Below are 12,345 nucleotides of genomic sequence, written 5' to 3'. Positions count from 1 at the left end.
TCGTGGGTCGGCGTCGCGTCGCGGGTCGGTCAGCGTCGTTGCGCACTGTGGCGCGGATGGGGAGGTGGGCGTGTCGGACGCGGAGTTGACAGTCGAGGTGACCGGGCCGGTCGCGACGGTGGTGATCCACAACCCTGCTCGGCGTAACGCGATGACGGCCGCCATGTGGCGTCAGCTCCCCGAACTGCTCGACCGGCTGGAGCCCGACCCCCACGTACGGGCGTTGGTGCTCACCGGCTCCGGCGGTGCCTTCTGCGCGGGTGCCGACCTCGGTGATCTGGCCGAGCTGCTGGACGCCGGTGACGCGAGCATCGCCGTGGATGCCGAGGAACGGCTGGCCCGTTTCGCCAAGCCGACAGTGGCGGCCGTCCGGGGTGCCTGCGTCGGCGGTGGCGCCCAGCTCGCGGTCGCCTGTGACCTGCGGATCGCCGCCGAAGACGCCCGTTTCGGCGTACCGCCGGCCCGGCTCGGTCTGGTCTATCCGGCACCGACCACGCGCCGGCTTGCCCGGCTGGTGGGCCCGTCCGCCGCCAAGCACCTGCTGTTCACCGCCGAGCTGATCGACGCCGAACGCGCCCTGCGGATCGGCCTGGTCGACGAGGTGGTGCCTTCCGACCGGCTCGCCGGACGGGTGGACGAGTTGACGGCGACGATCGCCCAGCGGTCGCCGGTGAGCGTCGCCGCCGCGAAGGAGATCATCGACGATCGGGCCGGGCCGGCGCGGGTGGCCTGGTGGCACCGGAAGGTGGTGACCACCGGCGAGGCCAGGGAGGGTGTCGCGGCGATAGCCGAGCGCCGTACGCCCCGCTTCGCCTGGCAGCCACCGACCGGCGACTGACTGCGTTTGAAGCGTCGCCGTCGATGGGTAGTTCCCGCTTCACGCGGTGATCGGGGGACCACTATGGACGCGGCAGCGAGGAATCCGGACCGGATTTGGCGCGGACAGCGGCCACTCCGTCTCATTCTCCTCGTCGTGCTGCTGCCCGCGGTCGTCGGCGGGCTCGCGGTCGGTGTCGCGATGGGTGGCGAGAACACCGGCATGTTCGACGGCGACCCGCCGCGCTGGGCCAGCAACCTCGGCCTCGTCCTGGTGCTTCTCGGAGTCGTCATCGAGGTGGCCGCAGCCATCTGGTTGGTCGCCACCGGCCGCTACCGGTCGGGACGGCAGTCACCCCTGATCGGGCTCAGCTGGTCGCACCGACGTCGGCTGGACCGGCAGGTGCGACGCGACGCACCCGAAACCAACGAAGACCCGGCTCTGCTCGTGGAGACTGCCAGACAATTCGTCGGTCAACGCTATCTGGCGGTGCTGTGCGCGGGGCTGCTGATGACGAGCATCGGCCAGGTTTTCGTGGGGTCCGCGCCGTTCCACACGATGATCGGCGGGTTGCTGGGGCTGATCTGGGTGGTGCTGATCGTGTCGGTCTTCCGCAACGCCCGCCGGGGTGAAGCATTCCTCCGGAACCACCCGGATCTGAGCGAGCGGTAGCCGAGGCTCCGCCCCGCTCATCGCAGGATCTCGATCCCGGGTGGCCCGACGTCGGGTCGGTACGGCAGGCTGTCGGTCGTGCAGCGTGATCAGTTGCTCGCGGGCCGCTACCGGCTCCTGGAGCGCCTCGGCAGTGGTGGCATGTCGGCGGTGCACCGGGCGTACGACGAAGTGCTCGAACGGGATGTCGCGGTGAAGGTGCTGGTCGCCTCAGACGCAGGAGCGCGGCAGCGGATCCAGGGCGAGGCCAGGGCGGCGGCCCGCCTGTCGCACCCGCACGTCACAAGCGTCTACGACTACGGCGAGTCGTCGGTCGACGGCGTCCAGGTTCCGTTCGTGGTGATGGAGTTGCTCGGGGGTCACACCCTCGAACAGCGGCTGACGGTCGGGCCGTTGCCGCCCCGCGCTGGTCTTCGGGTGTGTGCCGAGGTGGCGTCCGCGCTCGCCGACGCGCATGCGCGGGGGTTGGTGCACCGCGACATCAAGCCGGGCAACGTGATGCTCACGCCCAAGGGCGCGAAGGTGCTCGACTTCGGCATCGCCGCGGCGGCCGGAGACTCGGAGATCGACTTCGAGGGGCGGTTGCTGGGTACGCCCGCCTACCTGGCCCCGGAACGGCTGGAGGCCGGCGAGGTCCTGCCGGCCTGCGACGTGTACGCCCTCGGCCTGCTGCTGCACCGGGTGCTCACCGGTCGGCTGCCGTGGCCTGCCGAGGCGCAGAGCGGGATGCTCCGCGCCCACACGCACGTCGAGCCGGCCCCGCTGCCCCCGATCGACGGTGTGCCGTCCGAGGTCCACCGGCTCTACCGCTGGTGCCTGGCCCGCGATCCCGCCGACCGGCCGCCGGCCGTCGAGGCGGCCCGCATCCTGCTTGACGCCGCCGCTGCCTCCGCCAGCCCAGCCGGTGAGGTCGGCGGGACGGCCGTCAGCCCTGCCCCCGAGGTGAGCGGGACGCCCGTCAGCCCTGCCCCCGAGGTGAGCGGGACGCCCGTCAGCCCTGCCCCCGAGGACGTCAAGCCGGCCGCTGGCACGCAAGGGACGGCCACCAAGCCAGCTGCTGGCACGGAAGGGACGGCCCCCGGTGCGAAAGCTTGCGGCACCGACGAGGACCGCGCGCCGCGCCCCGATCCGACCGCACCAGGGAGCGCCGTCCCGGCTTCCCGGCGGGGAACATGGCGGCGGCGACGGGCCATGGTGGCGGTCAGCGGCGCGGTGCTGGTCGCGGTGGCGATGGCCGGGTCGCTCGGCGACTCGAACAACCGGCGGCACGGGCCGAAGGGGCCCTCCACGGGTAGCGGCCCGGGCACCACCACCGTGGGGATGCCGAGCAGCGAGGAGCCCCTCGTCGTGGACGACACGGGGCCGGCCGTCGTCCCGCCGGCCCGCACCGGGGCGCCTGCTACCCGGTCGGGCCCTCCGGCCGGCCGGAGCCCGTCCGCCAGCAATCCAGCGCCGAGCCCGACCGTGAGCCCGACCGTGGCCGCGCCGACGCCCACCCCAGGCGAGGGCACGTCGGCGGACGCGCGCGGCGGAACTGTCACCTTCCGGTGCGTTGGGAAGTCGGTCGAGGTGCTCGCGGTGACGCCTGCCCCCGGCTTCCGGGCCGAGGCGTACGACCCGGGCCCGGCGAAGCAGATCCAGGTCGAGCTGACCTCCTCCGAGCACACCAGTGAGATCCGGGTGAACTGCCCCAACGGTCGCCCGAACTCGAAGGTCAAGGAGCGCACCGCCTGATCGGGGGCCGGCGGGTGCCGTGGCCGGGATGTACCCGGACACGGCCCCCCGTTCCCGCCGGCCGGTCCGTCACCGCCCGGCCAGTGCCCCCCAGCCCGGGTTCACCGGTTCCCGGCGCAGTGGCATGCCTGCCTCCGCCGGCGTCCGGTCGCCCTTGCGCTGGTTGCAGGCGTAGCAGGCGGCGGTGGTGTTCCGCCAGGTGTTCCGGCCGCCGCGCGAGCGGGGCAGGATGTGGTCGATGGTGGAGGCTGCTCCGCCGCAGTACGCGCAGCACCTGTCGTCGCGGCGCAGCACGCCGGAGCGGGACCAGGCCGGTCCGGAGCTGAAACGCCACCTGGTGACCACGTAGCGGACGAGCCGTACCACCCGGGGCATCGGGAAGACCCCGATCACCTGGTCCGGCTCGGCCTCGTGGATCTCGGCCACCCGACGGCAGAGCATCCGGACGGCGTGTTGGACGGTGACCCGGTGCAGCGGGCCGAGGTCGGCGTTGACGACGAGGACGGCGTCCACCGGGACTCCTTTCCAAACGGTGACCGGACAGCGAAGAGCCGCCCGGTCCGGCTGTCGGACGGGCGGCTCGACGCGTACGGGTACGCGTCAGTCGGGCCGGCCCGCCCGGGGACGTTCCGCGCGCCAACCGTCGCTGGGCAGCGGCGACGGCACGGTGGTGACGTGCGACATCGTCATAGCTGCTCCTGCGGTGGTGGTTGACCTTGCGCGATCACGGTAGGTCGGCGGGGGAGACACCGGCAACGTATTTCGATCGGCCCGCGTTCTCGGGACGCCGCTGGCGGCGGGACGTCGCTCGCGGCGGTGCCTGCGCGGTGGTCAGTGGTCGGTTCAACCGCACGGCCATCCGCGCGGTGAGTTCGCTGTCCAGCAGCGGGCGGTTGACCTCGCCCGCGACCGCCAGCGCCGGCCCGGACACCGACCGCCAGATCGCGGCCAGTCCGGCGCCGAGGCCCACCAGGGCGACGGTGGCCCGGGTGGCCGGTGAGCCGGCGGCCGCGGCGGCACTCACGCCCACCACCGCGAAGAGCACCACCAGCACGGGTACGAGCACCGGCCAGAAGATGCCCCGTGCCGCCTGCGCCACCAGTCGCCGGTCCCGGATCATCAGGTTCCTGGCGATCACCGCGTAGTCCTCCTCGTCGAGCAGGTCGCGCGGGTGCAGGCCGCCGGTGAGCACGTCGCGCCAGAGGTCACCCTGGCCGCGTAGCGCCCGGCTCAGCTCGACGGGCGTCGGCGCGGTCGGATCGCCGTGGCCCGCCCTGTCGACGGCGTCCGACCAGGCGGCCAGTGACCGACGCACCACGGCTGCCGAGTACGGCGGCAGGACCGTGGCCAACTCGTCCAACCACCTGCTGATCTGGATCTGCCGACCGCCGAACTGCCTCAGCAACTGGGTGGCGTCGCCGGCCCGGACGGTGTCGGCCACCGACCGGCCCAGTCGGTAGGCCAGGCCGACCCGGTGGTTCGTGGCCATCGCCCAGCGGAGCACGTCCACGTTGAGGTCATCGAGCGCGAGCAGCAGCGGCACCGGGTCGGCGGTGTCGGGCCGGTCCAGGTCGGGCAGGAGGGTCCGGGCGGCGGCGGTGTCGGGCACCGGCCCGTTGTGTCGGGTGAGTTCGGCGATCTGGGCCAGGGCGACGTCCACGCCGTCGAGGTACATCCGCATCCGTCGGTGCGGGGACATCTCGGTGAGGTTGGAGAGTTTGGCCGGTGGTACGGCCGGACGCGCCTCGGCGGACGCTGCTCCCAGGTCCGCGTGTTGACCGTGGTGGTAGGCGTCGGCCATCCACCAGCCCAGTCGTAACGCGGTGACGATGCAGGAGCGTTCGTCGCGGATCAGTGGGTACGCGTCGTCGCGGCCGATCTCGTCGATGTGGTTGTCGCCGCCGGCGCGGTGCAGTGGTGACATCGTCCGCTGCCCTCCCGCCCGGCCGATCGACGGTTGATCATTCGAGCGTACGGCAGCTTATGTGGCTTATGTCGGGTTTTGTCGATTCGGCTAGCCTCGTCCGGCCAGCAGCCCTCGCGGTCGGATCGAACGCACCGGCTCGGCCGACGCGCCCTCGGCCCGCAGGATGTGGTTCGCGGCGATGATTCCGGTCGCCGCGGAGCGTTCCATCAAAGCGCTCGGGAAGTCCGTGGCGATGCCGTCACCGGCCAGGTAGACGCCGGGCGCGTCGGTGCGTACCCCCGGACGCCAGGCGTGGCTGCCCGGCGTGAACGCCGGCGCCTGCGCCTCGACCCGCGCCCGCAACTCGCGGACCCGCAGGTCACCGGCCTCCGGCCAGAGCGCGACCAGCTCGCGGCGCATCCGCTCGGCCAGCTCGTCGGCCGGAACGCCGGGCTCGCAGGCGTACGCGTGCAGCTCGATGACCGACCCGCCGGTCTGCCGCGCCCAGCGCCTCGGCTCGTCCTCCAACCGGTGGTAGAGCGTCACCGAATCCAGAGTGGGCTGCCGGGACACCCCGCTGAACACCGCCCGCTCGGCGGCCACGTCCCCGTCGCACCAGTAGCGCGCCACCGCGTACGGCGGACCGGGCCGACCGAACGCGGGCATCCGTGCCGCCAGCTCCGGTGCCTGCTCGACGAGATCGGGAGACGCCGCGACCAGCGCGGCGAGCGCCGGCGGGTCGACGGCCAGCACCACGTGCCCGGCCTGGTGGCTGCCGCCGTCGGTGGTCGTCACCCGCCAGCCGTCGGCGTCGCGGTGCACACCGGTCGCGGCGGAGCTGGTGAGCACCCGCCCGCCGTGCTTCTCGACGTGCCGGGTAAGCGGCTCCCAGATCGCCGTTGCGTAGTCCTCGTCGGGGCAGTCGAACGCCAGCCCCTCCGGGTTGCCGAGCAGGTAGAAGTGGAACTGCGCGACCATCTCGGCGGCCGACATCTCGGCCTCGTGGTTGAAGAACGAGTGCGAGAAGACCTCGAACAGCATCGCCCGGGCCCGGTCCGGCAGCCGCAGCGAGGCCAGCAACTCGTCGGCGGTGGTGTCGTCCAACTCGGCGTAGGTGCGTACCGGATCGTAGGTGAGCAGCGGCAACGCGGCGTCCCGATCCATCAGACGCAGGTCGGCCAGGCGCAGGCTGGGGCTGCGCAGCAGCAGCGCGAGCAGGTTCGCCGGCGGCGCCGGTGGCAGCCTGCCGAACTCCTCGGTCGGCCACTGTTCACTGAGGATCGGGTAGCCCGGAATGGGCTTGAGGAAGCCCAGATCAGTGTCGACGCGGCGGAGGATCGAGCGCCAGTTGTAGTACTGCCGGAAGAACGCGTGGAAGCCGTGCTCGTTCTGCTGACTGCCGTCCGGAAGAGCCTCCGGCCAGGCGCCCAGTCGACCGCCGAGCGTCGCCGCGGCCTCCAGCACGGTCACCGTCACACCCCGCTCGGCCAGCACCACCGCCGCCGACATGCCGGCGATGCCGCCACCGACCACCACCGCCGTGGTGGGTCGCGGCACGCGGTCCGCGCCACCGCCGCCCGGGTCCACCACGTGTTGCCGTACGCCGATGAGCCGACCCACCACTTGCGACAACGCCATGGCACACCTCCGTCGGCCAGTCTCCCCTACGGAAGGCAGCGGCGCTCGCGGTCGGAGGCGGGCCAGACGTACTCCAGATCCTCCGGCACGTCGTCGCCGAACAGGGGGCGGTAGTGCGACGGGTCCTTGCGCAGCAACGACGAGCGGTGGCTCAGGTGCAGGTCGTCGCGGCCCAACCACGGGGGCAGCTCGCCGGCCCGTTCGAGCTCCGCCTGGGTGCGTACGACAGCGGCCCCGCAGGCGGCGGCGAGGTCGACGGTCATCGTGGTGGCGCAGGTGTCCGCCCGCCCCGGCTCGGTCCACACCGCGCACATGTCCAGCCCGTAGCGGGTGAGCGCCTCCTCGTACCCGGCCCACATCTTCACGGCCGGGTGGTTGCGCCAGCCGTAGTCGGGTCGCGTCAGCCCGCGTAGCACCTGGATGGCCTCCACCCGCTGCTTGCCCAGCCGCTTCTGGTCCAGCGTGCGGGCGCTGGCCACGAAGTCCGGGTACGGGAGGAACGTCTGCATGCCGCTGCTCTACCCGTCGCCGGGCCGGGCATGCCTGACCGGGGATGATCCGGACAGGGTCGCCCAGCAGGGCAGCGCTGATTACGATCCGGGCATGGCAGAGCCGTGGCGGGACCGGGCGCGACGGGCGGTCGAGTGGAACTGGCGGCTGCGCTCCGTCGGCGATCCGCGCCCGCACTACGTGGTCTGCGGCAAGGACGCGCTTGCCTACTACGTGGCCCGGGCGATGCTCGAATCCGAACTGCCGGTGGGTGGGGCCCGGGTGACAGTCGTGGTGCCCGAGCGCTACCGCAGCAACGGCCCGGACGTGGCGGCGCTGCGCGGGGTTCGGGTGGTCCGCTCGGACCGGCTGGACGTGGACACCTTCGAGACCGCCGGTCTGGCCGGGGCGGCCGGATTGGCCCTGCTCAACCAGGACGACGTCGGCAACCTGCACGCCGCACTCTGCGCGCAGGCCGTCGACCAGCGGGTCCGCCAGGTGCTGCGGATGTTCAACGGCACCCTCGCCGACGGCGTGCGCAAACTGCTGAAGGCACCCGTCGAGGTGCTCTCCGACGCCGAGATGGCCGCACCGGCCTTCGTGGCCGCCGCGCTCGGCGAGGTCGACCCCAGTTCCTTCCAACATCGGGACAAGACGCTGCGGGTTGCGCGGCGGGCCGACGTCCGACCGCAGGACGTGGTGTGCGCGTTGGCCCACCTCACCGAGGCGCAGGGGGTGGAGTTGCTGCCGGCCGAGCAGGCCGGCGCGGACCTGGTGCTCGCCGAGGCGACCGGGCAGCCGCCGGGCACCGAGGTCGCCGCCCGTCGATTGGTCCGGGCCCGTCGGCGGCGTCGCCCGATCGCGGTCCTGGTGCGGGCCGTACGTGGCTTCGCCACCCGCAAGATCGGCATCGCGGTGATGCTGGTGCTCGCGCTGATCGCGGTGCTGGGGGCGCTGATCTCCCGCGCCGAGAACGTGTCTCCGTTGGAGGCGTTGTATCTGACGCTCGTCACCACGCTCAGCGGCGCCGACCCGGACACTGGCAAGCCGGCGGACGCGCAGATCATGCAGGTGGTGCTCAACCTGGCCGGCCTGGCGCTCATCCCGCTGATCACCGCGGTGGTGGTGGACGGCATCGTCAACGCCCGGCTGGCTCTGCACACCGGCCGGTTGCAGCCGGCGCGGGCCGGGCACGTCGTGGTGATCGGTCTGGGCAACGTCGGCACCCGGGTGATGGCGCAACTGCGCGAGTACGACGTCGAGGTGGTGGCGATCGACAAGGACCCGGAGCCGCGCGGCGCCGCCCTGGCCCGTCAACTGGAGGTGCCGCTGATCGTCGGCGACGCCGCACTGCCGGAGACACTCGTCGCCGCGTCGGTGGCGGAGTGTCAGGCACTGGTGGTGGCGTCCACCGACGACGTCGCCAACCTGGAGGCGGCGCTCACCGCCCGCGATCTGCGTAACGACCTGCGGGTGGTGCTGCGGTTCTTCGACGGTGACTTCGCCGAGCGGGTGGAGGAGACCTTCGCCCTCGGGGTGTCCCGGTCGGTCTCCTACCTGGCCGCCCCGGCCTTCATCGGTGCACTCACCGAACGCGCGGTGATCACCACAATCCCGGTCGACCGGCACGCGCTGCCGGTCGCCGAGGTGCCGGTCGCCGCCGGATCCGAGCTGGACGGACGACCGCTGGACGTGGTCAACCGGGACGGGCAGGTCCGACTGATCGCCCGGACTCCGGCCGGCGGTGGCAAGACGATCTGGTGGAAGGACCTCGACCCCCGACAGGTGATCTTCGCGGGCGACCGGTTGACTGTCGTCGCCCGCCGACGGGGGCTGGACTGGTTGACCCGGCAGTGCGCGCCACCCGTGCCGGGCCGGACGCTGACGCCTCCCGACCACGTCGGATCGGTGCCCCGGCCCGTGCCGGCGTCACCCGGCGCCGCCCGATCCGCGGGCTCGCTGCCCGTCCCCGCCGAGCACGCCTCGGCGGCCGGGCCGAGCGATCAGGAGGTGGCAGCCTCCGCCCCCGGCGCGGCCCACCCGGTGTCACCGTCCCGCTCGCCAACCGTCGGGGCCGTGCCGCCGGCCCAGGGCGCGGGTGCTGACCTGTGGACCAGCGCGTCGGCGGACGACGCCCGTCCCCGGGACGAACCTGATCCCCGCGCGACGCGGTCCGGCTGATCGTCCTGCCTCTGAGCGACAATCCACGCATGCGTTTCCGCATCCTGGGGCCGACCCAGGTGCTGCTGGCCGACGGGCGCGAGATTCCCGTGGGCGGCCCTCGGCTGCGCGCGCTGCTGGCGCTCCTCCTGCTCGACGCGGGACGCGTCGTCTCCGCCGACCGACTGATCGACGGCCTGTACGGCGAACACCCGCCCCGAGGCGCGGCCAACGCGCTCCAGTCCCAGGTGTCGCGCCTGCGCCAGGCGCTGCCCGCCGAGGAGAACCCGGTCGAGTTCCACAGGGCCGGCTACCGCCTCGCCGTTAATCCCGAGGATGTCGACGCGTACCGGTTCGAGCGACGTGCCGAGGCCGGGCGGCGCGCGCTCGCCGGTGGTGACTGGCCCCGAGCGGCGACCGTGTTGCGCGAGGCGCTGGAGCTGTGGCGTGGCCCCGCCCTGGCCGACGTACCGGGTGCGCCCGCGCAGGCGGCCCGGCTGGACGAGCTGCGGCTGGCCGCGATCGAAGACCGGGTCGACGCGGACCTGGCGATGGGTGCGTCGGCCGCACTGGTCGCGGAGCTGCGGGAGTTCGTCGTCGCTCATCCGCTGCGGGAGCGGTCACGGGGCCAGCTCATGCGTGCGCTGTCCGCACTGGGCCGGCCGGCGGAGGCGCTGGCCGAGTTCGAGGCCGCCCGGAGCACGTTGGCCGAGCAACTCGGCACCGACCCGTCGGCGGAGCTGGCCGCGATCCACCTCGCGGTGCTGCGGGGTTTGGCGAGCGGGTCGACCCGACGGGCGTTGCCGAGCCAGCTCACCACGTTCGTCGGGAGGGACGAAGAGCTCAAGCGCGTCGGCGATCTGCTCGGCGAGCGGCGGCTGGTAACCCTCATCGGTCCCGGAGGAGCCGGCAAGACCCGGTTGGCGATCGAGGCAGCCGGCCGTCAGGACGGGGAGGTGCGCTTCGTCGAGTTGGCCGGATTGGCCGACGGTTCGGACGTACCGCAGGCGGTGTTGACCGCGCTCGGCCTGCGCGACGCGGGCCTGCGCGCCCCGGCCGAGCCGGGTCGGCAACCCACCGACCGGCTGGTCGAGGCGCTCGCCGAGCGCCGGCTGCTGTTGGTGCTCGACAACTGCGAGCACGTCATCGCCGACGCTGCCCGGCTGGCCGCCCGGTTGTTGGGCGCGTGCCCGGCGATGCGTGTCCTGGCCACGAGCCGTGAGCCGCTCGGGTTGGCCGGCGAGGCGTTGTGCGCGCTGTCCGGGCTCACCGTGCCACCACCGGGTGCGTCCGCGCGGCACGCCGACGACTTCGCCGCCGTCCGACTCTTCGCCCAGCGGGCCGCCGACGTCGCGCCCGACTTCACCATCACGCCCACCAACGTCGACCTGGTGCTGCGGATCTGCCGCACCCTCGACGGCCTGCCGTTGGCGATCGAGTTGGCCGCCGCCCGGCTGCGTGCGCTGCCGGTCGCCGAGGTGGCCGCCCGCCTCGACGACCGGGTGCGGCTGCTGTCGATGGGCAGCCGGGCCGCGCCGCCGCGACACCGCACTCTCCGGGCGGTGGTCGAGTGGAGCTGGGACCTGCTCGACGACGCCGAACGCAGACTGGCCCGCCGCCTCACCGTCTTCGCCGGCGGCGCGACGCTGGAAGCGGCCGGGCAGGTGTGCGGCATGTCCGGCGAGGACTTCGTGGAGGCGCTGACCGGTCTCGTCGACAAGTCCTTCGTGGAGATGTCAGGTGGTCGCTACCGGATGTTGGAGACGGTCCGTGCGTTCTGCGCCGAGCGTCTCGCCGACGCGGGCGAGGCCGACGACCAGCGTCGCGCGCACGTCGCGTACTTCCTGGAGTTCGCCTGGACCGCCAGCGACCACCTCCGGCGCACGGAGCAGGTGCACTGGTTGCGACGGCTCGACGCCGAACGGGACAACCTCCACGCCGCGCTGCGCCGCGCCACCGTAGCCGGCGACGCGGCCGACGCGGCCGGGATGGTCGCGGCGCTGTCGTTCTACTGGTGGCTGCGCGGCATGCGGGGCGAGGGCGCCCGGCTGGCCGCCGACGTCCTCGATCTGCTCGGCGCCGAAGCGCCCCCGGGGCTACGCGAGGAGTACGCGCTCTGCGTCTACAACGCCTCGCTCGGCGGGTCCGGGCCGCTGGACTCACTGGGTACGCAGCGTTCCGTCATCCGAAGTCTCGACCGACCGCCCCGGCAACCCTTCCTGCTGTATCTGTCGGGAATCTCGGCCGGGCCGCCGTCGGGTGGATCCGAGCACGTCAACGAGCTGATGCGGGAGCTGCGGCGGCTGGTCGGCTCGGACATGTGGATCAACGCGTTGGGCGCGATGGGGAGCGGCTCGGCGCAGATGTGGAGCGGTCGGTGGGACCAGGCCGGGACAGAACTGAAGACCGCGTTCGACGGTTTCCGGCAGACCGGGGACCGCTGGGGATCCATGATCACTCTGGGTGCGCTCGGCGAACTCGCGGCCTGGCGCGACGATCCCGAAGCGGCGGGCGCCTACATGGACCAGGCCATGAGGCTGGCCGAAGAACTCGAATCGGTGGTCGACCAGGCCGACATGCTGCGTACCCGGGGCGAGATCAGGCTGCGCGCCGGTGACCTCCCCGCGGCGCGCGACGACTTCGCCGCGGCCCTGCTCCTCGCGCAACGCAGCGGCGCACCGGAGTTCGTCTCCGCCGCGCGGCTCGGCCTCGCCCAGGTGGCACGACTGAGCGGCGACCTGGTCGAGGCGAGGCGGTTCTGCGAAGCGGCGTTGACCGGCGGCCTCACCGGCTGGTACGTCGGCGAGGCCACGAGGACGGAGGTCATGTTCGTTCTCGAACAGATCGCCGAGGCGGAGAAGGTTGGGCCCGGTGCGCCGCCGTCAGCGGACGGTGCGTGACCCGTCAGCGCACCACCGCACCGTGGGGG

At 72.9% G+C, this 12,345-nt stretch carries 9 protein-coding genes; 5 read left to right on the top strand and 4 right to left on the bottom strand.

Annotated elements, in window-relative coordinates:
• The first annotated feature begins 64 nt into the window (after positions 1 to 64).
• The 3 genes from O7631_RS03080 (at position 65) to O7631_RS03070 (ending at position 3,223) form a co-directional block, all read left to right on the top strand.
• Complete coding sequence (locus tag O7631_RS03080; protein ID WP_278142928.1) at positions 65 to 838, top strand: enoyl-CoA hydratase/isomerase family protein; 774 nt, start codon at positions 65 to 67, stop codon at positions 836 to 838.
• Positions 839 to 973: 135 nt separating this feature from the next.
• Complete coding sequence (locus O7631_RS03075; protein ID WP_278142927.1) at positions 974 to 1,489, top strand: hypothetical protein; 516 nt, start codon at positions 974 to 976, stop codon at positions 1,487 to 1,489.
• A gap of 78 nt (positions 1,490 to 1,567) precedes the next feature.
• On the top strand, positions 1,568 to 3,223 hold the full coding sequence (locus tag O7631_RS03070) for a serine/threonine-protein kinase (RefSeq protein ID WP_278142926.1): 1,656 nt from the start codon (positions 1,568 to 1,570) through the stop codon (positions 3,221 to 3,223).
• Positions 3,224 to 3,292: 69 nt separating this feature from the next.
• On the opposite strand, the gene O7631_RS03065 is transcribed toward O7631_RS03070, so the two are convergent.
• From O7631_RS03065 to O7631_RS03050, 4 genes are all read right to left on the bottom strand, one after another.
• On the bottom strand, positions 3,293 to 3,736 hold the full coding sequence (locus O7631_RS03065; RefSeq protein WP_088987353.1) for an HNH endonuclease: 444 nt from the start codon (positions 3,734 to 3,736) through the stop codon (positions 3,293 to 3,295).
• 211 nt (positions 3,737 to 3,947) lie between these two features.
• Complete coding sequence (locus O7631_RS03060) at positions 3,948 to 5,147, bottom strand: hypothetical protein (protein WP_278142925.1); 1,200 nt, start codon at positions 5,145 to 5,147, stop codon at positions 3,948 to 3,950.
• 90 nt (positions 5,148 to 5,237) lie between these two features.
• On the bottom strand, positions 5,238 to 6,767 hold the full coding sequence (locus O7631_RS03055) for an FAD-dependent oxidoreductase (RefSeq protein WP_278142924.1): 1,530 nt from the start codon (positions 6,765 to 6,767) through the stop codon (positions 5,238 to 5,240).
• Positions 6,768 to 6,793: 26 nt separating this feature from the next.
• A complete protein-coding gene (locus O7631_RS03050) occupies positions 6,794 to 7,276 on the bottom strand; it encodes an MSMEG_6728 family protein (RefSeq protein ID WP_278142923.1) in 483 nt (160 codons plus the stop codon).
• A 94-nt stretch (positions 7,277 to 7,370) separates the two neighbouring features.
• Between O7631_RS03050 and O7631_RS03045 the strand changes: the two genes are divergently transcribed.
• Positions 7,371 to 9,437, top strand: coding sequence for an NAD-binding protein (locus tag O7631_RS03045; RefSeq protein WP_278142922.1), 2,067 nt, complete (start codon positions 7,371 to 7,373; stop codon positions 9,435 to 9,437).
• 29 nt (positions 9,438 to 9,466) lie between these two features.
• Positions 9,467 to 12,316 carry a BTAD domain-containing putative transcriptional regulator gene (locus tag O7631_RS03040; protein WP_278142921.1) on the top strand — a complete coding sequence of 950 codons (2,850 nt, stop codon included), beginning with the start codon at positions 9,467 to 9,469 and terminating at the stop codon, positions 12,314 to 12,316.
• The last annotated feature ends 29 nt before the right edge of the window (positions 12,317 to 12,345 follow it).

Source organism: Micromonospora sp. WMMD967, assembly GCF_029626165.1.
GTDB lineage: Bacteria > Actinomycetota > Actinomycetes > Mycobacteriales > Micromonosporaceae > Micromonospora > Micromonospora taraxaci.
This window is presented reverse-complemented; position numbering and strand designations above follow the sequence as displayed.

Bases quoted from the DNA above. Each gene is read 5' to 3' on its own strand.
- O7631_RS03060 (WP_278142925.1), bottom strand. From the start codon at position 5,147: ATGTCACCACTGCACCGCGCCGGCGGCGACAACCACATCGACGAGATC.
- O7631_RS03055 (WP_278142924.1), bottom strand. From the start codon at position 6,767: ATGGCGTTGTCGCAAGTGGTGGGTCGGCTCATCGGCGTACGGCAACAC.
- O7631_RS03050 (WP_278142923.1), bottom strand. From the start codon at position 7,276: ATGCAGACGTTCCTCCCGTACCCGGACTTCGTGGCCAGCGCCCGCACG.
- O7631_RS03045 (WP_278142922.1), top strand. From the start codon at position 7,371: ATGGCAGAGCCGTGGCGGGACCGGGCGCGACGGGCGGTCGAGTGGAAC.
- O7631_RS03040 (WP_278142921.1), top strand. From the start codon at position 9,467: ATGCGTTTCCGCATCCTGGGGCCGACCCAGGTGCTGCTGGCCGACGGG.